23 protein-coding genes and 1 riboswitch are annotated in these 20,800 nt (G+C 50.5%); of the genes, 16 read left to right on the forward strand and 7 right to left on the reverse strand.

Translation table 11 applies throughout. The features are described from left to right. Positions 1-13 precede the first annotated feature (13 nt). Positions 14-1,762, reverse strand: a complete 1,749-nt coding sequence (locus ACL02P_RS06195; protein ID WP_412836963.1) for an alpha-glycosidase — start codon at positions 1,760-1,762, stop codon at positions 14-16. Positions 1,763-2,035: 273 nt separating this feature from the next. Between ACL02P_RS06195 and ACL02P_RS06200 the strand changes: the two genes are divergently transcribed. The 4 genes from ACL02P_RS06200 to ACL02P_RS06215 all read left to right on the forward strand — a co-directional run bounded on the left by ACL02P_RS06200 (position 2,036) and on the right by ACL02P_RS06215 (position 5,397). Continuing rightward, a complete protein-coding gene (locus ACL02P_RS06200) occupies positions 2,036-2,887 on the forward strand; it encodes a transporter substrate-binding domain-containing protein (RefSeq protein WP_009226159.1) in 852 nt (283 codons plus the stop codon). Between the two features lie 94 nt (positions 2,888-2,981). After that, positions 2,982-3,644, forward strand: coding sequence for an amino acid ABC transporter permease (locus tag ACL02P_RS06205; protein ID WP_009226158.1), 663 nt, complete (start codon positions 2,982-2,984; stop codon positions 3,642-3,644). After that, the gene (locus tag ACL02P_RS06210; protein WP_009226157.1) at positions 3,631-4,353 is read left to right on the forward strand and encodes an amino acid ABC transporter ATP-binding protein; all 723 of its coding nucleotides are present in this window, start codon (positions 3,631-3,633) and stop codon (positions 4,351-4,353) included. The genes ACL02P_RS06205 and ACL02P_RS06210 overlap by 14 nt, the downstream gene beginning before the upstream one ends. Before the next feature lie 174 nt (positions 4,354-4,527). Further along, positions 4,528-4,696: riboswitch (cyclic di-AMP (ydaO/yuaA leader) on the forward strand. An 8-nt stretch (positions 4,697-4,704) separates the two neighbouring features. Next, positions 4,705-5,397: a 3D domain-containing protein gene (locus ACL02P_RS06215; RefSeq protein WP_412836964.1), complete on the forward strand. Its 693-nt coding sequence runs from the start codon at positions 4,705-4,707 to the stop codon at positions 5,395-5,397. Between the two features lie 93 nt (positions 5,398-5,490). On the opposite strand, the gene ACL02P_RS06220 is transcribed toward ACL02P_RS06215, so the two are convergent. After that, positions 5,491-6,357, reverse strand: a complete 867-nt coding sequence (locus tag ACL02P_RS06220) for a polysaccharide deacetylase family protein (RefSeq protein WP_412836965.1) — start codon at positions 6,355-6,357, stop codon at positions 5,491-5,493. A gap of 155 nt (positions 6,358-6,512) precedes the next feature. Here ACL02P_RS06220 and ACL02P_RS06225 point away from each other — a divergent pair, with 155 nt between their 5' ends. From ACL02P_RS06225 to mobB, 5 genes are read left to right on the forward strand one after another with little or no spacing between them, the layout of a single operon-like run. After that, a complete protein-coding gene (locus ACL02P_RS06225) occupies positions 6,513-7,208 on the forward strand; it encodes a dihydroorotate dehydrogenase electron transfer subunit (RefSeq protein WP_260070291.1) in 696 nt (231 codons plus the stop codon). Then, a complete protein-coding gene (locus ACL02P_RS06230) occupies positions 7,205-8,137 on the forward strand; it encodes a dihydroorotate dehydrogenase (RefSeq protein WP_009226153.1) in 933 nt (310 codons plus the stop codon). The genes ACL02P_RS06225 and ACL02P_RS06230 overlap by 4 nt, the downstream gene beginning before the upstream one ends. Before the next feature lie 37 nt (positions 8,138-8,174). After that, positions 8,175-8,519, forward strand: a complete 345-nt coding sequence (locus ACL02P_RS06235; RefSeq protein WP_009226152.1) for a hypothetical protein — start codon at positions 8,175-8,177, stop codon at positions 8,517-8,519. Beyond that, entirely contained in the window at positions 8,516-9,784 is a 1,269-nt protein-coding gene (glp, locus tag ACL02P_RS06240; RefSeq protein WP_412836966.1) for a gephyrin-like molybdotransferase Glp, read from the forward strand. The genes ACL02P_RS06235 and glp overlap by 4 nt, the downstream gene beginning before the upstream one ends. A gap of 39 nt (positions 9,785-9,823) precedes the next feature. Then, positions 9,824-10,312 (forward strand): molybdopterin-guanine dinucleotide biosynthesis protein B, encoded by a 489-nt coding sequence (gene mobB / locus ACL02P_RS06245; RefSeq protein ID WP_260070289.1) that lies wholly within the window; start codon positions 9,824-9,826, stop codon positions 10,310-10,312. 61 nt (positions 10,313-10,373) lie between these two features. Here mobB and xerS read toward each other — a convergent pair whose 3' ends face one another. The 3 genes from xerS to ACL02P_RS06260 form a co-directional block, all read right to left on the reverse strand. Beyond that, positions 10,374-11,456: a tyrosine recombinase XerS gene (gene xerS, locus ACL02P_RS06250; RefSeq protein ID WP_412836967.1), complete on the reverse strand. Its 1,083-nt coding sequence runs from the start codon at positions 11,454-11,456 to the stop codon at positions 10,374-10,376. 23 nt (positions 11,457-11,479) lie between these two features. Continuing rightward, a complete protein-coding gene (locus ACL02P_RS06255) occupies positions 11,480-12,148 on the reverse strand; it encodes a spermine/spermidine synthase (RefSeq protein ID WP_036646029.1) in 669 nt (222 codons plus the stop codon). An 86-nt stretch (positions 12,149-12,234) separates the two neighbouring features. Beyond that, positions 12,235-12,444 (reverse strand): hypothetical protein, encoded by a 210-nt coding sequence (locus ACL02P_RS06260; RefSeq protein WP_009226147.1) that lies wholly within the window; start codon positions 12,442-12,444, stop codon positions 12,235-12,237. Positions 12,445-12,597: 153 nt separating this feature from the next. Between ACL02P_RS06260 and ACL02P_RS06265 the strand changes: the two genes are divergently transcribed. After that, positions 12,598-13,053, forward strand: coding sequence for a CBS domain-containing protein (locus ACL02P_RS06265; RefSeq protein ID WP_009226146.1), 456 nt, complete (start codon positions 12,598-12,600; stop codon positions 13,051-13,053). A 279-nt stretch (positions 13,054-13,332) separates the two neighbouring features. Here the strand turns inward: ACL02P_RS06265 and ACL02P_RS06270 are convergent, their stop codons facing one another. Beyond that, positions 13,333-14,259, reverse strand: coding sequence for an L-lactate dehydrogenase (locus ACL02P_RS06270; RefSeq protein ID WP_260070287.1), 927 nt, complete (start codon positions 14,257-14,259; stop codon positions 13,333-13,335). A gap of 430 nt (positions 14,260-14,689) precedes the next feature. On the opposite strand from ACL02P_RS06270, the gene ACL02P_RS06275 reads away from it, so the two are divergent. From ACL02P_RS06275 to ACL02P_RS06290, 4 genes are all read left to right on the forward strand, one after another. Beyond that, positions 14,690-15,775 carry a polysaccharide deacetylase family protein gene (locus ACL02P_RS06275; RefSeq protein WP_412837323.1) on the forward strand — a complete coding sequence of 362 codons (1,086 nt, stop codon included), beginning with the start codon at positions 14,690-14,692 and terminating at the stop codon, positions 15,773-15,775. A 64-nt stretch (positions 15,776-15,839) separates the two neighbouring features. Beyond that, entirely contained in the window at positions 15,840-17,126 is a 1,287-nt protein-coding gene (locus ACL02P_RS06280) for a WD40/YVTN/BNR-like repeat-containing protein (RefSeq protein WP_412836968.1), read from the forward strand. 199 nt (positions 17,127-17,325) lie between these two features. Continuing rightward, positions 17,326-17,520: a hypothetical protein gene (locus ACL02P_RS06285; RefSeq protein ID WP_009226142.1), complete on the forward strand. Its 195-nt coding sequence runs from the start codon at positions 17,326-17,328 to the stop codon at positions 17,518-17,520. A 203-nt stretch (positions 17,521-17,723) separates the two neighbouring features. Beyond that, positions 17,724-18,143: a DUF2500 domain-containing protein gene (locus tag ACL02P_RS06290; protein WP_009226141.1), complete on the forward strand. Its 420-nt coding sequence runs from the start codon at positions 17,724-17,726 to the stop codon at positions 18,141-18,143. Between the two features lie 142 nt (positions 18,144-18,285). On the opposite strand, the gene ACL02P_RS06295 is transcribed toward ACL02P_RS06290, so the two are convergent. Further along, positions 18,286-19,608, reverse strand: a complete 1,323-nt coding sequence (locus ACL02P_RS06295; protein WP_009226140.1) for a phytoene desaturase family protein — start codon at positions 19,606-19,608, stop codon at positions 18,286-18,288. A gap of 266 nt (positions 19,609-19,874) precedes the next feature. Here ACL02P_RS06295 and ACL02P_RS06300 point away from each other — a divergent pair, with 266 nt between their 5' ends. Together ACL02P_RS06300 and gerQ are read left to right on the forward strand one after the other, a co-directional pair. Then, positions 19,875-20,297 (forward strand): cell wall hydrolase, encoded by a 423-nt coding sequence (locus tag ACL02P_RS06300; protein WP_009226139.1) that lies wholly within the window; start codon positions 19,875-19,877, stop codon positions 20,295-20,297. Between the two features lie 42 nt (positions 20,298-20,339). Further along, positions 20,340-20,783: a spore coat protein GerQ gene (gene gerQ, locus ACL02P_RS06305; protein WP_009226138.1), complete on the forward strand. Its 444-nt coding sequence runs from the start codon at positions 20,340-20,342 to the stop codon at positions 20,781-20,783. Positions 20,784-20,800: the final 17 nt, after the last annotated feature.

Raw genomic sequence — 20,800 nt, forward strand, 5'->3', positions numbered from 1 at the left:
GCTTTTTTCTTCGTTATTTTTGAATGTGCCGGTACAGAATTCGGAAGCCATAGGGATCCAGGGAAATGCTCATTACCCCGTTCGTCGGCACCACCGCTTCCTCGGTGAGGGCATCTCGCCAATCGCTCGTTTGCATCGGATGGGTGAGGGTGACTGGCTTCGGGGTATTGTTCATCCACACGGTAAAATGCATTTTCTCATCCATTCGTTCGTATACGATGCACGGATCCCCCGGTTCCGCATGCAAAAATCGAAAATGACCGTGACGAAGCGCCGGGTGCTGCTTGCGCAACCTGATCATCAGCTTGTAGAAATCGTAAAGCTCACGGTCCTGTTTGCTGCGATCCCACTCCATGCATTTTCGGCAATCGGGATCCCCGTCGCCGGTAAGTCCGATCTCGTCACCGTAAAACAAACAAGGCGTCCCGATATACGTAAACAGAAACACCACGCAGAGCTTGAGCTTGCGCTTGTCGCCGCCGACGCGGGTCAGCAGGCGCGGGGTATCATGACTTCCCAGCATGTTGAAGATCACTTCATTCGTTTGATGCGGATATCGCATGATCAGCGCACCCATCTCATCGGAGAAGGCAGCCCCGTCTACACCGCCGTTAAAAAACTCCAGCACTTTATCCGCAAAGGGATAATTCATCACCGAATCAAATTGATCGCCCAGCAGCCAGTTTAGTGAGTCACTCCATACCTCTCCGATCAAATAGGCTTCCGGGTTTGCCTGTTTCACCACCTGCCGGAACTCCCGCCAGAACGAATGATCGATTTCATTGGCGACGTCAAGCCGCCAGCCGTCCAATTTGATTTCCTTAATCCAATATTCGGCGACTTCCAGCAAATACTTCTTAAGTTCCGGGTTCGCTGTATTAAATTTAGGCATGTTGGGGAAGAACCCAAACGTATCATAAGTCGGAATCCCGTTCTCTACTCTGGCAGGGAACTGGTTGACATGAAACCAACCGGCATAAGGGGAGGCTTCTCCATGTTTGAGGACGTCCTGGAACGGAGGGAAATGCTCCCCGCAATGATTAAAGACTGCGTCCAACACCACCCGGATCCCTCGGTTATGACATTGCTCAACCAACTCCCGCAGCAAGTCGTTGTTCCCAAAGTGAGGGTCAACCTGCTTATAATCGACGGTGTCGTATTTATGGTTGGACGGAGCCAAAAATAGAGGCGTGAGATAAATCGCCGTGATACCCAGGTCCGTCAAATCGTCCAGGTGGTCAATGATTCCCTGCAAATCGCCGCCGAAGTAATTTTCACGGGTCGGCTTGCCTCCCCAGGCTTCGACCGGCTTGGGGTCATTGGAAGGGTCTCCATTGGCGAACCGCTCCGGCATAATCTGATAAAAGACCGCTTGCTTCGCCCATTCCGGCACCCGGACTACTTCGTTTTCATGGATATACGGGAATTCAAAGCATTCCCCCGGCGGTTGAGGGGACTCCGATTGAATCCCCGTGTCCAGCAGGTAAACCGTTTCCGTTCCCGCCGTAAGCTTAAAGGCATAGGAAAGGCGCTTGAACTTGGGACGCACAGCGACCTCCCAATAGTCGAACATGCGGTCATGGGCCGTTTTTTCCATCGGCAGCTCCTGGTAGGTTCCCGTCCAATCGTATTTGTCCCCGGTCATCGCAACAACCTGTTCCACATCATCCCGTTTGGTCCGGATGCGAAGATGGATCGTGGTTGAATCATAGGCATACGCCCATTTATCCCGGGGCACATGGTAGAGCGCTTCAAGCAGCACGGATTGGCGCCTCCTCTCGTAAATTCGCTAGGGATGGTGATGATGTTCATTATTCCCCAAGGCAGCAAGGAGCATGAACCCAATGTGAAACATAATTCAGGATTGAATTGACCAAAGTATGATAAATAGGGATTTGCGAGGTTCAATAGGGCAGATCTGTGAAAACTTTTGTATATCATGAAAATTGTTTTGCATATATATGCATTCTGATTTATAATTAGCCCAGTAATCATCATCGAGTGTAATAAGTAAAGCAGAATAGGAGAGAAAAGCATGAAAAAATGGGGCATGTTATTCATAGCGGTCTTGATGGTAACCATGGTGCTGGCCGCTTGTGGTCAGGAAAAAAATAACAGCGGCAACGCGGCAAACAACGCCGGCCAAGCCGCGAACCAAAATGAGACTCAAGCGGGCGGAGACCAAACCGAACCGGCTAAGAAACTGATCGTAGGGATGAGTGCGGACTTCCCGCCGTATGAATTCCACATTAAGAACGACAAAGGCGAAGACGAAATCGTTGGTTTCGACGTAGAAATCGCTAAGGAAATCGCTAAGGATCTGGGCGCTGAGCTGGAGATTAAAGACTTGAAATTCGATACGTTGCTGAACGAGCTGTCGAGCGGACGTGTGGATCTCGTCATTTCTGGACTCAGCCCAACTCCAGAACGTGCTGAACAAATCGACATGTCGCAAATTTACTACAAAGCGGAGCAAGCTGTGGTGACTCGTGAAGCGGACAAAGACAAGTTCAGCACAATGGAATCGCTGGAGGGCGCGAAAATCGGCGTTCAACAAGGTTCCATTCAAGAAGAAATGGCGAAGGAAATTCCGAATGCCAAACTAACCTCGCTGGCTAAAATCAATGACATCATTATGCAGTTGAACTCCAACCGTGTAGATGCTGCTATTTTGGAAGGTCCTGTCGCAGAATCGTTCGTTAAGAACGTTAAAGGCCTGGTCATCACCGATGCCAAGCCGGTAACTGAGGATGAAGGCTACGTGATTGGCATTAAGAAAGGCAACCAAGAACTGTTGGATCAAGTGAATAAGACGCTCGATCGCTTGATTAGCGCAGGCAGCATCGATCAATTCGTTGCCGAAGCTAGCGAACTGGCCGAAAAATAATCACGATATCCATCCACAGAAAATAGCGAAGCTTTCGCTATTTTCTGTTTTTTTGCTTAAGGGTTTAAGGTAAAGGAGGAGGAAGGAAGGCGTTATGGACTTAATTTCAATGTTTATGGAATACCGCAGTTACTTCTTGGCCGGTGTTCAGTATACCCTACTCTTGGCAGCGATCAGCGTGATATGCGGCTTCTTTCTTGGTTTGTTGATCGCACTATTGCGCATGTCGCCATGGGGGATCCTACGGTTTCTGGGGCATGTGTGGGTTGAATTTCTGCGTGGCACCCCAATGATGGTACAGCTGTTGATTATTCACTACGGGTTCGCATTTATGTTTGATATTAATTTCACCCCGATTCAGTCAGGTGCGATTACATTGTCCATTAACAGTTCGGCTTATTTGGCGGAAATTTTCCGTGCCGGCATTCAAGGTGTCGATCGGGGACAAGGGGAAGCGGCCCGTTCCTTGGGGATGACCAAAGGGATGGCTATGCGCCATATCATCATTCCGCAGGCGATCAAATCGGTGCTTCCCGCGATTGGCAACGAGTTTATTACGATCATTAAAGAATCGTCGATCGTATCGATCATCGGTACGGCCGAGCTGATTTATCAAGCACAGTCCGTCGTGACGATTACGTACGATGGGATGACGCCTTATTTGATCATCGCCATTATGTACTTTATTCTGACATTCACGCTGTCTCGGATTTTGGGCGTGTTCGAAAGGAAGTTGAAGACCAGTGATCACCGTTAAAGGTTTGCATAAAAAATTCGGCCAACTCCATATTTTGCGCGGGATCGATCTGGAAATCTCCAAAGGCGAAGTTGTCGTCGTCATCGGTCCTAGCGGGTCGGGGAAAAGTACGTTTCTCCGCTGCCTGAACCTGTTAGAGGTTCCGACCGAAGGGGAGATCACCTTTGAAGGCGCTTCGATCACCGCCAAGGGACATGACATCAATAAAACCCGCGAGAAAATGGGGATGGTGTTCCAGCACTTTAATCTATTCCCGCACAAGACCGTGATCGACAACATTACGCTCGCGCCGATTCGCGTGAAGAAGCTCGATAAAGGCAAAGCGGAAGCGATCGCCATGGACCTGCTTCGCACGGTTGGACTGGAGGATAAGCGGGACGCCTATCCGGCGCAGCTCTCCGGCGGACAGAAGCAGCGGATTGCGATTGCCCGCGCATTGGCTATGGAGCCGCATGTGATGCTGTTTGATGAACCGACGTCGGCCCTGGACCCGGAAATGGTCGGAGAGGTGCTTGACGTTATGAAGAACCTGGCTGAACGGGGAATGACGATGGTTATCGTTACGCATGAGATGGGATTTGCCCGTGAGGTTGGCGACCGCATCCTGTTTATGGATCAAGGTGTCATTCTGGAGCAAGGTACGCCGCAAGAGGTGTTTGGGGCGCCGAAGCATCAGCGTACGCAGGATTTTTTAAGCAAAGTATTATAAATCTTAAGGACCGTCCGAGCTTCCATTCGGGCGGTTTTTTGTCCTCCGATGGATCGAACGTACGATCTAAATTTACACTCTTTTTACCTTTGAACACAAAAATGTAACCAGTCCAATCAAGCAATTCCGCCGTTTGGTGGGATTTACCTGACCTATTGGTTACAAAATTGTGATATATTAAGTAGGCCGAAACCTGAACTTGAGGTGCGGGGGACGAAAGATGAAAACAGGGGCTGCCTAGCTGACTGTTTTCTTGGAGTGAAGCGTATCGAAGCGATGCGCCGGGAATGATCCTTTTTCCCGAATCCGACAACTAACTCCGCAGGCGCAGTAAAAAGGAGGGCAATTCATTTGAATACTCGTATTTGGTCTAAAATTGCAGCAACGGCGCTGATCGCCGTAAGCCTTACGATTCCGATGCAGACGATATCCGTCCATGCAGACGCGGTACATAAAGCCGTGGAAGGAGATACATTTTATCTTCTTGCCAAAAAATATGGCGTAGACATGAATAAACTCATGGCTGCCAACCCATCCATCAATCCAAAAAATATTTACGCTGGTTTAAAAATCACCATTCCGGGAGTTCAAACCCAAACGACGGGAGTTGCTTCCGCTGCTCCGGCGAAGAAGGAGAGCGCAGCTACGACAACTGCTTCCGCTTCCAAGCTCAAGGTCATGTCTACCGGGAACGTGGTTGAAGCATGGGGGAAAACCTTTACTTACTCGAAAACGATCAATGTGAAAGCATCGGCGTACTCGGCATCAGCTAGTGAGAATGGAAAATGGGGCGCGGTTGACTACTTCGGCAACCCGCTGAAGCTTGGTACCATCGCTGTTGATCCGAATGTCATTCCGATGGGCACAAAGGTGCTGGTGACCGGCCACAACCATGACGGTCTGCCGGATCAGGCTTTTGTAGCTACGGCCACCGATCAGGGGGGCGCAATCAAGGGTAACCGGATTGATATCTTTATTCCCGGCAGCGCAGCAAATGCGAAATCGTTTGGTTTCCAAGATGTGACGCTTTACGTATTAAATTAAACACCTTGTTTAAAAAAGTCGGTCAGAATGTATCCTGGCCGACTTTTTGTGCTTGCTGGCGAAGTGCCTGATTTTCAGATGATTCCCAATACATCAGCGGTATTTGGTCGTATGCAGCAGCTCGGAAAGATCAACGAATTGATACCCCTGTGCCTGCAAGGCGTCGATGATCTTCGGCAAAGCCTGGATGGTGCCGGTTAAGTCGGAGCCAACGCCGCCGCCTGAGTGCTGAAGGATGATCGAGCCGGGCCCCGCCGTGCGCATCACGTTGGAGATCACTTTGTTCTTGTCGATCCCTTTCCAATCCTGTGAATCCACATTCCAATTGACGAGGGCGTAGCCGTTCTTTTTCGCCCATTGAACCTGTTCTTCCTTGATTTCTCCATAAGGCGGCCGAATCAGCTGGGGACGGTATCCAACAACGTTCTGGATAATTTTCTCCGTGCGTAAAATCTCGCTCTGGAACTGCTTAATGGAGCGGTTGCGGAAGTTCGGATGATTAAAGGAGTGATTGCCGATGAGATGGCCTTCGTGATGTATCCGCCGTAACAGGCCGGGAAACTTCTTAGCCCGTGCACCAACAACAAAGAAGGTGGCTTTGACCCCTTTCCGGTGAAGCACGTCCAAAATTTGCGGCGTAAACCGCGGATCCGGACCATCATCGAAGGTCAGTGCAATCTGCTTCACCTCCGGCCCCCGGAAGATGAAGGTTTCTGAATATTTGCGCCGCAGCTCACCAAGATCTGCCGGCTTGGCACCTGCGGGCACGAGTGCCGCCTTCTTGTCCGCCTGGTCCCCCTGAGATTCTGGCCCTCTGTTTTCGAGATCCAGTGCGGCGGCTTTGACGGGATAAAATTCCGTCCCGCCCACCATGATCAGAGAAGCGGTCATGCAGCAGACCAGAGCTTTCTTAAGCTGAATAAGCAATTTGAAGTCCCCCTTCATCCCAAAACTGTACATGTTCTCTAGTATCCCCTAACTTTTTCAGATCATGATGGATTGTGAAAAATTGCGCTGATTTCCTCTCATGATTCGCTGTGAGAGATGTCACAGACGATCCCGCTAAAAAATTGCATCCTTTGATGAAGTGTAATCAAATGGGGTGGGGTGAACATATGGCAATCGTAGTGGCTAACGAGGAAATATCACCAGGGGTGTTCAAACTGTCCGTACAAGGGCGATTTACGGGAAAAATGGGGCAATTCTACATGTTGCGTGCAGGAGAACGCTATCCGTTACTGTCCCGACCGATCAGTATCTTTGATCTCGAAGAGGATCGGCTGGATTTCTTGATCCGGGTTGCGGGGGTAGGTACGACCCGGTTATCTGAACTGAAGCAAGGCGACCGATTGACCTTGGACGGGCCGTTTGGTAACGGGTTTCCGCCGCTGGAGGGAAGAACCGCCTTTGTAGGCGGTGGCATCGGCATCGCTCCGTTTTATTATGCGCTTAGGGAAGCACCGCAGGCAGACGTATATCTCGGTTACAGCCGCGAGCCTTATTTGGTAGAGGAGTTCCGTGCGATGTCCCGCGGCAACGTGACGGTGGATGTAGGCGGCTCGATTCTAGAGAAAGTGGATTTTCGGGCGTACGATACGGTAATTGCTTGCGGGCCTCATCCGATGTTGCATGCCGTCCAGCGCAAACAGGCGGAAAGCGGCGGCCAGGCCAAGGTATACGTCTCCTTGGAGAATCGGATGGCATGCGGAATCGGTGCTTGCCTTGTCTGCAGCGTGAAATGCAGAGACGTCCGGAAGAAGGCTTGCGCTGACGGGCCGGTATTTTTGGCGGAAGAGGTGATGTTTGTATGACGGATTTATCGTGTCGCCTCGCTGGAGTCTTTTTTAAAAATCCGATCGTGATGGCCTCTGGAACGTTTGGCTTTGGTCAGGAATATGGTGCGATTTATGATATCAATCAACTAGGCGGGTTGTCCGGAAAAGGGTTGACGCTGCATCCAAAGGCAGGGAACGAAGGCGTTCGCGTAGCTGAGACAGCGTCGGGGATGTTAAACAGCGTTGGATTGGAGAATCCGGGCATCTACGCCTTCCTGCGTGAGGAATGTCCGAGATGGGAGCAGCTGGATCTGGTACGGATCGTGAATTTGGGTGGGAATACGATTGAAGAGTACGTGGAAGGTGCGAGGCTGATCGATGAGGATGCGGCTTGGCGAAGACGGGAAGGCAGAACCGCTGTTGACATGATCGAGCTGAATATTTCCTGCCCGAACGTCAAAGCCGGGGGCATGGCGTACGGGATCAAAACGGAGATCGCCCGGCAGGTCGTTCGCGAGGTTCGGGCTGCGACGACGCTGCCGCTGATCGTCAAGCTGTCGCCCAACGCCGAGGATATCGTGGGCATGGCGGTGATGTGCCAGGAGGAACAAGCGGATGGCGTTTCGCTGATCAATACGTTTTCGGCGATGAAAATCGACATTACCAAGCGTAGGAGCGTGTTCGACAATCTGTATGCCGGTCTGTCCGGTCCGGCAATTAAGCCAATCGCTTTGCGGATGGTGCATCAAGTCTGTCAAGCCGTAACCCTGCCGGTAATGGGGATGGGCGGCATCAGCTGCGCAGAGGACGTCGTTGAGTTTATTATGGCCGGCGCTGCCGTCGTTCAGGTGGGGACGCATAACTTCGTTCATCTTCGAGCGGGAGAGCAACTGGTCGCTGACCTTACGGCCTGGATGGAGGCTGAAGGGGTTCAAACCTTGGACGAAATTCGCGGAATCCTATAAAATAAAGGGCATACTGTTGTGGAAGGAGCTGCGGAAATTGTCATTTGAGGATATTAAGCTGGAAGCGATCCCGGTTGGCCGCGATTTACTGCTGCTGATAACCGGTGGCGTATCACATATCGGAGCGGCGTCCACCGCTTATCAAGCAGGGGGAGACATTGAAGTATTGACCTCCGCCGTACCGGGACATAAAGAACACACCTTAACCGAGGAATATGCCCGTCGCGCATCGGAGGCACTCGGCCGAACCGTCACTGTGGTCATGGGGATTCATTACGACAATTTAAGCAAAGAAGAAATTATGGAGATTGCAAAGAAAACCTCCGAGATGCTGGATCAATATTTACAGGAGCAGCAAGGGAATGGAGTTGACCGGCAATGAAGTCAGCGGACCAGGCGAAGTTTCGTCGCAAAGCGTTGCCGGTACCTGAAGCCCAGGCAATCGTTCTGCCCTACGCTAAGGAGACAGAATCGGAGACCGTTCCGCTGCCGGAAGCGCTAGGTCGAATCTTGGCGGAGCGGGTAACTGCACCGCATGCATACCCGCATTTTCGCCGTTCAGGGATGGATGGGTTCGCCATTCTGAGCCGAGATACGGTGGGCTGTCATTCCGAACATCCGGTCTTCTTGGAAGTCGTAGACGAGATTCCTGCCGGCTCCGTTCCAACCGTGAAATTGAAGCCAGGGCAAGCAGCCCGGATCATGACCGGGGCGAAAGTTCCCGATGAAGCGGACGCTGTGGTGATGTTTGAGATGACCGAGTTCATTATCCGAGAGGGTAAGCCTTATATCCAATTGATTCGTGAAATTGAGTCGGGGAAGAACATCACGCCAGTTGGCCTCGAATTGTCGGAGGGAGACGTGATCCTCGAGCCTGGCCGCAGGCTGTCAGCCGGTGAACTCTCCGTGCTGGCGACGTTTGGCATTCACCGCGTTCCGGTGAAGAAACGGCCGCGAGTTGCCGTCTTCTCCACAGGCTCAGAGCTGCTGCGGATCGATGAACCGCTCCAGGACGGACGTATCCGTAACAGCAATACCTATATGCTGTACAGTCAAATCTTCGAAGCGGGCGGCGAACCGATCCTGTTGGAGGCGATCGAGGACGACTTGACCCAAGCCAAAGCGCAGGTGGAAGCAGCCATCGCCAATTACGATCTGGTTGTAACCACAGGTGGAGTGTCTGTGGGCAACTACGATATCATGGCCGACCTGTTGTCGAGCGACAGCGTTGAGATGTTGTTTAACAAAGTCACGATGCGGCCAGGCAGCGTCACGTCTGCGGCAGTGAAGGACGGCAAGCTGTTGTTCGCGTTGTCCGGCAATCCCGGGGCTTGCTTTGTTGGCTTCGAGCTGTTTGTCCGCCCGGCAATCGGCCGGATGATGGGGGTTCCGAAGCCGTTCTTGCCTGAGTTAACAGCCGAACTGGCCCGTCCTTACAGAAAAATCAACAATTTTACCCGGTTCGTACGCGGCCGGTTGGAGGTTCGGAAAGGCAAGCTTTACGCGATTCCGGCGGAGCTGGATGAATCGGGCGTGATGATCACCATCAAGGATAGCGATGCATTAATCGTGATTCCTCCTTCTAACACGGGGATGCAAGCGGGCGAACAGGTGACGGTACTGAAGCTGCCAGGCAGCGATTTCTGATGCGGTTTGTTGATAGGCAGGACGAGGGAGGAAACGGGCGTGGTACCGGTAGTACAGATCGTCGGTTATAAAAACAGCGGGAAAACAACGCTCATTACCCGGCTGGTGAAGATATTTAATGGCATGAATCTTCGCGTGGCCGTTATCAAACATGACCTGCACGGATTTGAAGCCGATCGAGAGGGGACCGATTCGTTTCGCTTTCGAGAGGCGGGAGCGGCGGCGGCTGCGATTACTTCGCCATGGCGAACGGCCGTTTTTGAGGAGCAGGAAACATCGCTTGCGAAGCTGATTGAGCATTTTACTGAATATGATTTGATCTTGGTTGAAGGCTTCAAACATGAAACGTATCCGAAAATGGTCCTGCTGCGCTCCGCAGAGGACGAGCCGTTGATCCAGGAACTGCAGCAAGTCATCGCCATTGTCCAGAAGGAGGCGGACTTCCCCGCCAACGAGTCGGGGCCACGCCGGTTTCAACGGGATGAGGTCGAGCATATGGCGGAGTACATACGACAAAACTGGATGTAGGCTAATGCAAAGAGGACTTCCTGCCGTTGAGACGGGAAGTCCTCTTGTTGTATGCAACCTGCTAACCGCTGACCCGGCGCTCAATCGCTTCGGACATCGTCTTGTCCGTAAGATGCGCATACACCTCGGTCGTTTCGGTTGAGGCGTGACCGAGCTGCTCTTTGGTCTTGTAAATATCGTTCTGCAAATAATAGTCGGTGGCGAAGGAATGCCGTAGCTTATGAACCGTCAGGTACGGCTTGCCGAAACGTTTGGCGTACTTGATGATCATCGCTTGGATCGCGCGTTTGGTCATCCGTTTTCCTTCTTTTTGTCCGTTGGGTATGGCCACAAACAGGGCCTTCTCCCGCTTGGGCGTACGGTATCGCGCCTGCCGAAGCGTCAGATAGGCGGCCAAATCGTCCCTGCACTGCTCTCGGAAGTACACCGGCGTTTTGAACGACTCGTCGTTGTTGCCTTTCCGATAAACATAAATCAGCTTATTCGCCAGGTCCAAATCATCGATATTCAGGTTGACGACCTCGGAGACGCGTAATCCGGAATTCAGAATCAAGCTGGCGATGCAGGCATCGCGCTCCTTGTTCAGCTCATACGCATAAAGCGCCTGTTTATTGTCTGCAATATCCCGGCCATATCCTTCGGCGATGTAGGCGATAAATTCGGTTAACTCGTCTTCTTCCAAAATTTTGCCCTTGAGTTTAGCCGCTGTATCCTTCGGTTTATGGATCCGTTTGATTTCCACCTTCGCCAGAATGTTTCGTTTTAACAGCGGGTAAAAGTTCTCGTCCTCGGCAATTTGGCTGAGATAGTGGAACAACGAGCGCAAGGAGGACATTTTTCGCGAGACCGTAATTTTGGAGTTGGTGCTTTCGGTTCGTGTGGTTAAGTGAAGCCGATACCCCACAATGCTCTCCATATGCAGAGTCTCCAGATCGTGGAGTGTGACTTGGGCGTTCGTCTGCGCTGCAGTTAAGCCTTCCGCCCGCAGCCAGCTGAAGAACTGTTCGTAATCCCGTACATACTCTAAAAGTGTAGAAGGGGAGAGATCCGGCAGCTTATAATCGATAAACTGCTGCACGAACCAGGGCATATGTACAACCTTCTCATCCAGTTTCTTGCGGTCGATCGCTTTTTGAATTTGCATGGGAGTACCTCCTGAATGGCTGATTATCGATGAGAGCCACGAACGTAGAAAATATAATCTGGTTCCCCGTGCGTTTGCGGTACCTCGCGGATCTCCACGTCTCCGAACGCCTCCCTGAGCCGACGCGCGAAATCCGGAGAAGGAGTAGCGCTCCAGAAGGAGAGGCAGCCGCCGGGCCGCAACCGGCGTTGCAGCGCCGCCAGACCGGCTTCATCGTATAACGAAGCATTGTCGTCAAACACTTTCCAGTCCGGTCCGTTATCGATGTCGAGACAGATTAGATCAAAGGTCTCTGCCGTCTCACGAATCCAGGCGACAAGATCCGCATGAATCAACCTCGTTCTCGCATGCGCTAAGGCATGATCGTTCACATGCGCCAAAACGGTCCGGTTCCATTCAATGACCTTGGCTTCAATCTCCACGACGGTCGCTTCCTTTACGCGGGGATCGAGAAGTGCTTCCTGCAGAGAAAAGCCAACCCCTAAGCCTCCGATCAGAACCTTCTCGGGGGAGGGGACCCGTTCCAGTGCGCGGCGGACCAGCAAGCGTTCAGACTCGCCGTTATACGTCGCCATCAGAAAGGTGCCGTTGCTGATGATTTCGAACTCCTCGCCGCGCCGTTGTAGTTGGATTTCCCCACGGGGTGTTTCGGCGCGTTCGATGATTTCAACAGGCAAATCGATATGATTCATCAGAGTAACCTCCTGTAAGTTGACGAAAGAAAAATTATGTAAACTAACCGACATGCTATTTCGATTTCAATTTCAGCAGGGCGTGATTAAATTTCTGCAGTAAGGCGGCAAACGCTTCCGTGTCTTCCTTCGGCCAATGCTTTGACACCTACCGCGCCATGGGCATTGATCCGATGCAGCAGCAGGTAAGCGGCACGGTCTAAATTCCCGTTTTTTCGGGAAGCAGTTACAGTGGTCATCCGCCGATAAAGGACGGCCATCTCCAGCTCAATCGTTTCTAGCGATTTGTCATCCATAATTACGAATACCTCACAGCCAAATAGGATAAGTTTATCGTATCATAGAATGGAGAGGAAATTAAATGAATGCGGGCTTTCACAAGGAGAAAGCGTTTTTACGCATTCCAAGCAATTGACAACAATTTATATAGTTGCATGAGGGGGATAACCATGCAAGCGCATGAGATCATGATCAAACACGTGTACAAAGTCAAAGAGACCGATACGGTACGTTCTGTGATTGAAAGATTCATGGAATACCGGATCAGTGGACTTCCGGTGGTGAATGAACGCAATGAGATCGTGTCCTATATCAGTGACGGCGATATTATGCGTTACATCGGTAAACATCGCGACGTTGTGGTGGATTCGATTTATTACGTTGCTGTGTTTAAAGGGGACCAGGAGGACTTTGAACAGCGTATACGGCGCCTGCTTGACCTCAACGTCATGGAAATCGGGAAGAAGAAAGTATACACCGTGTCGTGGGATGAGGAAATTGAGAACATTGCGGCGATCTTAGGGAAGAAGCAGATTAAGAAACTCCCGGTCGAACGCAACGGGGTGCTGGTCGGAATTATCAGCCGGGGAGATGTGATCAGGCATTCCTTTAAATCATTTTTATAACTCGGGAAAGGTGTCTTTATGTCCCAATGGGTGATTATCGCGGCAGTCATCGCCGCCGGGGCGGTGCTGGGGAACAACAATAGCATGTAAAGCATGTCGATGAAGTGAAGGCAGGCCATTGATCCATCGATAGAATGCAGCGAAGAAGTGTGGAGTAGAGGCATAAAAGCAAACATTTAACCAAGTGAATTATAATGATTAATAGGATAAAATAAACATAAAAACGTCCGGTACTGCAGATTCGCATTCCGGACGTTTTTTTGCGCATCTTGGGAGTGATTACAGATCAAGTTTGGCGATTTCCGCTTTTAACTTATTCGCTGAAGCATGGAACCGAGTCAGCTCCTCATTGTCCAGCTTCAAATCCAGCACTTCGCGGACGCCAGAGCGGTCAACGATACTCGGTACGCCAAGATAAACATCAGAGACGCCGTTATAATCCGTCAGCAACGTCGAGACGTTCAGAACGGAGCCTTCGTTTTGCAAGATCGAGACGATGATGCGGTCCAACGCCAGCGCGATCGCGTAGTAAGTAGCTCCTTTGGCGTTGATGATCTCGTATGCAGCGTTTTTCGTATTGTTGAAGATCTCTTCACGGTCCTCATCAGAGAACTCCAAGCCGATGCCGGCGACGTTTGCCAAGCTCCAAAGTGGAACCTCGGAATCCCCGTGTTCGCCGATGATATGAGCATGAATGCTACGCGGGTTAATTTTCTTGTTCTGTCCAATTAGGTAACGGAAACGTGCGCTGTCAAGCAGGGTACCGGAACCGATAACGCGATTGGACGGGAATCCGCTTTTCTTCAATGTAACGTAGGACAGGATATCGACCGGGTTCGTTGCTACGAGAATGATGCCGTGATTATTGTATTTCACGATATTTTGAATGATACTGTCGAAGATGACGGCATTCCGTTTGAGCAAATCGATCCGGGTCTCGCCGGGACGTTGAGAAGCGCCTGCCGCGATCACAATGACGTCAGCATCAGCGCAATCGCTGTAATCTCCAGCCCACAGCTTCACACCTCCCGTGAAGGGAAGACCATGGTTCATGTCAAGGGCTTCGCCCAGCGCCTTCTCCTTATTGACGTCAATCAAGACCAGCTCGGACACCCGTTCTCTTAAGAGCAGCGTATAAGCGGTAGTCGCACCAACCGCCCCTGTGCCGATGATTACAACCCGGCTGGAACTCATCTTGTTTTTCATTTTTTTCATCTCCTTGTCGTGTTCTCCATGCTTTAGCTTGCACCGTTGGTTGGGTTCTTAACCTTAAGTGATACAAGCACTCTTGGGCGCTTCGCTGCGTTTAAGAATGAAGCGCGTATGTATTGGGTTACACCCATTGTACCTGAAGAAAGCTCTAAATTTAAAGTAAAATCTGGAATGTTCGTATTTTAAATAATAATGAATAGGCAAACGGGATCTATCAGCACGATAACCGTCTTCTTAGGGAGGCGGTTTATTTTTATCCTCTTTGAAATAATTAAAACATAATATATGTTATGTTAACAAAATGTCGCTTTTTAAAAGTTGTTATCACTTTGTAACCAGCGATTAACGATTCTGTAAGGACGAAACTCTCGCTTTATATTATTCTATTAAATAGAAAAAGAGAGAGAGGAATCCGGTGAATGAGATGTCGCCTTACGGTAAACGAAGTGAAAAGCATGGAGAGCGTAACACACAATCCAAAATAATTCGGCGTACGAGATGGATCATCACAGCTGCGCTCGTACTGACGGCATCTTCCCTGGCATTGACTGCGGTGGCAGTCGCCCCACTGATCAACAAATCCCTTACGCACAAGTCGTCAACCCGGGTGGTTATCCCGGCAAAATTGGCATCCGCAGGGGAAACGGAGAAGGGGCAGAGCGTTAATCTTGCAAATTCACAGCAAACGACGGAGCCCACCGTTACACCGGCGGATTCAAACAGTACCCCGGCAGAATCAAGTAACACCCAGGCGGAGCCGAAGGGGACTCCGAGCAAGGAAGATGGTGCTTCCCAGACAGCTGAATCCGACCCGGCACCTGCTACACCTGCCGCACAACCTGCGGTCGAAACGAAATCCCCAGCGCAGCAGGATAAAAAAACGAAATCGACTGTGAAGCCAAAAGTAATTTATCTGACCTTTGATGACGGACCTAGCAAATATACGGAGCAGTTGCTTGATATTTTGGAGCATTATCAGATACATGGCACTTTCTTTATGATTGGGAATCAGCTCAGCAAAAATGAGAAAATCGTGAATCAGGCGTTGCAGGAAGGTCATTACATAGGTCTGCACAGTATGACGCACAACAAGAAGATTTTATATGACGGCAAAGGATCGGCTCACTTCATCGAAGAATTTACGAAGGAACAGAAGCTGATGGAGAAGCTTACCGGCACTTCCCCGACCTTGATTCGTGCGCCGTACGGCAGCAAACCGGAAATCGGTGAGAAGTTCCGCGGTGATATTGCGAAAGCGGGATTTAAGATGTGGGACTGGACGGTGGACTCCATGGACTGGAAATACCCGAACAGCCCGAGCACAATCCTTAAAGAAGTAAAGCGTCAAACGCACCGGGATACTGAGGTGATTCTGTTACATGAGAAAGCGCAGACGGTAAAGATTTTGCCTCAAATTATCGAATATTTGCAAAGCAAAGGATACGCCTTTGCCGTTTATAAACCCAATCAGCATTTCACGGTGAACTTTGGGAACGATCCCCGTTTATAACGGCGAGAAAAACATCTATGTTATAATGATTCATATCTAACTGCAGAAAGCGAGGTGGTTCAGGTTGAGCCTGTGGCTTAAGATTGCCGGAACCGCCCTGGGTATGGTGCTGCTTCTGACGGCTTGCAATTCCGAGCCGCCTCCGGCTGCCACTCCGGTACTAGACGAGCCTTCTGAGGATGGACAAACGATCACAGTGATTAATCCTGCAGCTTCCGAGAACCAGGGAAATCCTGCCGCCGCTCCGGCGGAGAACACGAATAACCGCTACCAGATTCAAACCCGTCTCACCGATTTTCAATTGCTCAGTGAAACGACGGGACTAGCGTGGGGGATTACGCGTAACGAGCTGCGGCTTTATATTACAGCAGACAACGGCAAAACGTGGACGAATATCTCACCTGCCGCCTCCGTACCGTTTGCTACCACGCCGGAGTATGCCAAGGATATCTTTTTTCTAGATCCGAATCATGGCTTTATCGTACGAAATTCTGCCGGTTCCGGAGATACGATTGTCCTGCGTACAACCGACGGCGGAACCACTTGGAAGGTAACTTCATTCCCTGGAGAAGGGGAAGTGAAGGCCATGGTATTTGCCGATCCGGATCATGGATGGTTGCTCTCCGAGGTTAATATGCGGGAGAATGGAGCACGGTCTTTATATGAGACGGATGACGGAGCCCAAACCTTTGAAGTTCTGCTTGGGGGGACGGATCCGATGCGTCTCCTGTCAGAGGACAGCCCTTCATTGATACCTGGCACGCAAACATCGATGGCCTTTACGAGCCCGCTGCACGGTTTTGTAACCGAAATCAATCAAGGACTTCCAACGTTATATACGACCCAAAACGGCGGGTTAACCTGGAATCAAAATCTTCATTTCTTTAATCCGAACAAGTATAAAACCTGCGACAGCTTTACGGTTGGGCCTGTGTCCTTCTTCTCCGGCAGCGTGAAAGAGGGCTGGATTCCTGTCGGCTGCACCCGGGGGGATTCCACCAAATTCAACGGTTACTTTACGGAAGATGCCGGCAGCACTTGGACGTTAGCGCCGTTTCAGTTGTCCTGGCAAACCGGTCTAAACGAGAAGCTGGCTCCGACTTTCTTAACGCCTAACGAAGGTTGGACGATTTTGGATTCAACGGTCTATCATACGTTAAACCAAGGCGCGAGCTGGGAGCCGTTGCCGGAAAACAAAAAATTGGTCGAAACGCTGGAGGACTACCCTGAAATTGTGAAGCTTCAGTTCTTTAATTCCCGAGTGGGGTGGCTGTTAGTTGCCCAAGAGAATCAGAAGCGTTCGCTCCTGATGCAAACGAAGGATGGGGGACGAACCTGGCAGGTGCTATAAACGGATAATAAAAGCAAGCATGGCGTGGGATCCATGCTTCTTTTGTGTAGAAACGGGCAGAATGATAATGTTCATTATATTGTGAAAATTATCACGTACTATTCTCGGACTTTGTGATATATTTAACTTGTAAGGAAGATCAATCACAGGCAAGCCAAAATCGGAGCGAACGCTCCCATAATGATAGGAGTGGAGCCTTATGAAAACTGTTCAAGAAGAATTTGTAACCCGCAATTACCTGCAGTTCTGCTACACCTGTGAAGATGCACATCTGTGCACGACAGAAGAAGCTTGCAAAGCTTGTTGGGCAGAGAAAGGACTTGACGAGGCGTTCGAAATGGAAGCCGATGGCGCTGAAGAGACCCGTCAACTGTTGTTTGAGTACTATGCTTAATATAGATCGTTCTTGCTTCACACCATAGTAACCTCCATTCGTAACCACGAATCGGAGGTTTTTCTTTTTCTCTAAGATATCTTGGACAAGAGTGGCATATTTTCCGGACACGATGAATAACAAGTTTTTTTCAGGTCCGCATATACTTAGGGGGAAAGGAGAGAACAGCGGTACGGAGCAACCTCTCGAAGGAGGGATAAGCGATGCAGTCGTGGACGGAAATGTTTGGGGTAGTGGAAACGGCGCTGCCAATCTTGTTTGTTGTCATCCTCGGAATCCTGGCTGCGACAGCAGCAGGAGGGCTTCTTCGCGCGATCGGAAACCACCGGCAGCCTGTACTTAGCGTCCATTCCGTAATCGTCGGAAAACGGACCGAAGTCAGCCACCGCCATGACACCGACACCTCGGTGAACCGTTCTGACACGAAGTATTATATGACCTTCGAGGTCGAAAGCGGTGACCGTTTGGAGTTTGCCGTGTCGGGAGTGGAATACGGGCAATGTGCGGAAGGAGACGAAGGCAAGCTGACATTCCAGGGCCGTCGTTATCATGGGTTCGAGCGGTCTGTTCGCACCTATCGGACTGAGCTGCAGGAATACCGAAAATTTCATAGCTCCGGGTAAGCGAGAAAATCGATAGACCCACGATAATCACAGGAAAGGCAGGCAGAGTAAGGTTGATAAAGGCTGGACAGCACAAAAACAGAAGCGTCTCAATTCGTCGGACGATCCCGACTCTTGTGTACGCTTCTGTTTTTTGTTTGGATTAAATGGATAAGGCCTTGGTTTCCGCTTGTTCCAGGATCATCTGAGCAACAGCCCGGCCGCTGGAGAAAGCGCGTTCAGCTAACTCACCTTTCCCTTGACAGCCGTCGCCGCAGAAGAAGAACGGAACACCTGCCAAACGGTTGGGCAGCAGTTGATTGGTGTAAATATTTTTGACGCTGGCGACCATCGCTTTCTTCGACACGCGTTTGACCTCAACAAACTCGCGCCAATTCGGATAGTACGTATCAAACAGGGCTTCCATCTGCTGGGTTTTCTGTTCCAGGTATTGCTTCTTCTGCTCCTCATCAGGGAAGTCGTCGTTCAAGTAGGCGATGCCTTGCAATAACTGACCATGAACGGGAGCCACCGTAAAATCCGTGGCAGAGACATCGCTGATAAAGATCTTATGATCGATGTCGCTAATATAGTGGAACGGACGGGCAACGACTTTGGAAAAGCCCACATCATAAACCAGCACTTCGGTCGAGGTGTTGTTCTTGTACGGTTCCAGTGCATTTGCCCAAGGCGTTTCCTCCAGCAGTTTGGTCACCTGTTGTACTGGCATGGCGAAGATCACTTGATCGTACACAAGCTGCTGTCTTGTTTTCGTGTTCAACACGAATTTCCCGTCTTCCATCGTAATCGATTCGACCGGCTCCTTAACCGTGATCTCCCAGGACTCATTGTCTTGGATTTTATGGATCAATTGGTCGGTAATTGTCGCCCAACTGCCAAGAATGTAGCTGACCGGCCGGCTGGAGAGGAAGAGGTTATGGTAATATTCAGAGATGACCGAACCCGGCACCTTGCGCGCTTCCTCCGGTGTAATGAAGAAGTTGGAACAAACCAGATGCTCCCACAGTTCTTTCACGTCTGCCGATGCGTGTGAATGCTCCAAATATTCGCCAAGCGTGCGATACTGCTTCAAATGATGGATGTTACCGATCACGGCCGCGATTTCGGCGACAAACCGGACTTTCTCCATAGGAGTCAACACATTCGTCTTCATAATGTTCATGAAATCGAGCGGGGCAGGGGTTAACCGTCCGTGCTTTGCGTACATCACTTTACGCTTATCGACCTGCTTGCTCTGGAATTTCAAATGCAGCTCTTCTTCCATAGCATGGAGCGTATGTCTGTCGATGCCGTATACTGCGTGTGCTCCATAGTTCAGAGTAAATCCCGATTTCTCATAGGTGAAAGCACGTCCGCCGAGCTGGGGGCTCCGTTCAAACACGGTACCAGACGTATTGCCGTTGTCCGACAGGTATGCAGCAGCCGTAAGCCCGGCCAGGCCGCCGCCAATAATCGCGATTTTCATGAGGTAACCTCCTAAAAGGTAAAATGAAGCAACCGTTTTATAAACAAACAAGCAAAACCGTATAAAAAAACATTATTTATCTACAGTATATGCTATTCATGTAAGCGCGTCCATAGAAACAGACACGAAATGTTCAATATTGTAATCGCATTCACGTAAAAACCTTGCATTCACGACTTGACACCGAATTTTTACCAGATGCTAGCACCAAAATAGGCAGATGCACATAAAATATACCGTTCAGCAAAGAGGGAGGAGGAGCCAACTTGGCCGTCATTAAAGCGAACTCCGAAGACGTAAGGCTGCTGGCGCGCCTGATGCGCGCGGAAGCGGAAGGAGAAGGCGAACAGGGCATGTTAATGGTCGGCAATGTCGGCGTAAACCGAATCCTGGCGAATTGCCTGGATTTTCGGGATATTCGTGACATGAATCGGATGGTGTTTCAGAGACCCGGCGGGTTCGAAGCCACGGTGAGGGGGTATTTCTACCAACGCGCACGCGACCGGGATATCCGCTTGGCGCAGCGCGCGATCAACGGGGAACGCATTTGGCCGGCAACCAATGCGTTATGGTTTTTCCGGCCGACAGAAGATTGTCCTGCCACCTGGTACAACCAACAAAATACCGGCCGCTTTAAGGCGCATTGCTTCTTTGCTCCATCCGCGGAAGATTGCCCAGCCGTCTATTAACTCTGTCATTTGCTTGATTAATCATAAGGAGGAATGGATTAGATGTTTACTCAACAATTCCGGCAAGCCGCATATCCCGCAGGCCATAGTACTTATCCGATGATGCCGATAGGAGGAGGATATCCACAAACAACCGGAACCGGCATGCCGCCGCAAGTAGCCAGCGGGAGCCCGATTACGCCCAGTGGAACGGTGATGCCGTTGCCGCAGCAGGCTTTTGAGCAATCTTACATTGAAAATATTTTTCGTCTGAATTTAGGCAAAGTCGGCACGTTCTACATGACCTACGAGAACAACAGCGAATGGAACGCGAAAGTCTTTAAAGGCGTACTGGAAGCCGCCGGACGCGATCATATCATTATCAGCGATCCGGTTACTGGCGTGCGGACCGTGATGCTGATGGTCAATTTCGACTACGCTACGTTCGACGAGCCGCTGATATATCAATACCCTGGCGTGATTGGTTCCCCGCCGCCAACTCGTTAAATTCATTCAGGTTCCCT

This window comes from Paenibacillus sp. MB22_1, assembly GCF_047200555.1.
Taxonomy (GTDB): Bacteria; Bacillota; Bacilli; order Paenibacillales; family Paenibacillaceae; genus Fontibacillus; species Fontibacillus phoenicis.

Bases quoted from the DNA above. Each gene is read 5' to 3' on its own strand.
- glp (WP_412836966.1), top strand. From the start codon at position 8,516: ATGAAGTCAGCGGACCAGGCGAAGTTTCGTCGCAAAGCGTTGCCGGTA.
- ACL02P_RS06225 (WP_260070291.1), top strand. From the start codon at position 6,513: ATGGCAATCGTAGTGGCTAACGAGGAAATATCACCAGGGGTGTTCAAA.
- ACL02P_RS06270 (WP_260070287.1), bottom strand. From the start codon at position 14,259: ATGAAAAACAAGATGAGTTCCAGCCGGGTTGTAATCATCGGCACAGGG.
- ACL02P_RS06200 (WP_009226159.1), top strand. From the start codon at position 2,036: ATGAAAAAATGGGGCATGTTATTCATAGCGGTCTTGATGGTAACCATG.
- ACL02P_RS06255 (WP_036646029.1), bottom strand. From the start codon at position 12,148: ATGAATCATATCGATTTGCCTGTTGAAATCATCGAACGCGCCGAAACA.
- ACL02P_RS06205 (WP_009226158.1), top strand. From the start codon at position 2,982: ATGGACTTAATTTCAATGTTTATGGAATACCGCAGTTACTTCTTGGCC.
- ACL02P_RS06275 (WP_412837323.1), top strand. From the start codon at position 14,690: ATGTCGCCTTACGGTAAACGAAGTGAAAAGCATGGAGAGCGTAACACA.
- ACL02P_RS06295 (WP_009226140.1), bottom strand. From the start codon at position 19,608: ATGAAAATCGCGATTATTGGCGGCGGCCTGGCCGGGCTTACGGCTGCT.
- ACL02P_RS06265 (WP_009226146.1), top strand. From the start codon at position 12,598: ATGCAAGCGCATGAGATCATGATCAAACACGTGTACAAAGTCAAAGAG.
- xerS (WP_412836967.1), bottom strand. From the start codon at position 11,456: ATGCAAATTCAAAAAGCGATCGACCGCAAGAAACTGGATGAGAAGGTT.
- ACL02P_RS06230 (WP_009226153.1), top strand. From the start codon at position 7,205: ATGACGGATTTATCGTGTCGCCTCGCTGGAGTCTTTTTTAAAAATCCG.
- gerQ (WP_009226138.1), top strand. From the start codon at position 20,340: ATGTTTACTCAACAATTCCGGCAAGCCGCATATCCCGCAGGCCATAGT.
- ACL02P_RS06220 (WP_412836965.1), bottom strand. From the start codon at position 6,357: ATGTACAGTTTTGGGATGAAGGGGGACTTCAAATTGCTTATTCAGCTT.
- ACL02P_RS06290 (WP_009226141.1), top strand. From the start codon at position 17,724: ATGCAGTCGTGGACGGAAATGTTTGGGGTAGTGGAAACGGCGCTGCCA.
- ACL02P_RS06285 (WP_009226142.1), top strand. From the start codon at position 17,326: ATGAAAACTGTTCAAGAAGAATTTGTAACCCGCAATTACCTGCAGTTC.
- ACL02P_RS06260 (WP_009226147.1), bottom strand. From the start codon at position 12,444: ATGGATGACAAATCGCTAGAAACGATTGAGCTGGAGATGGCCGTCCTT.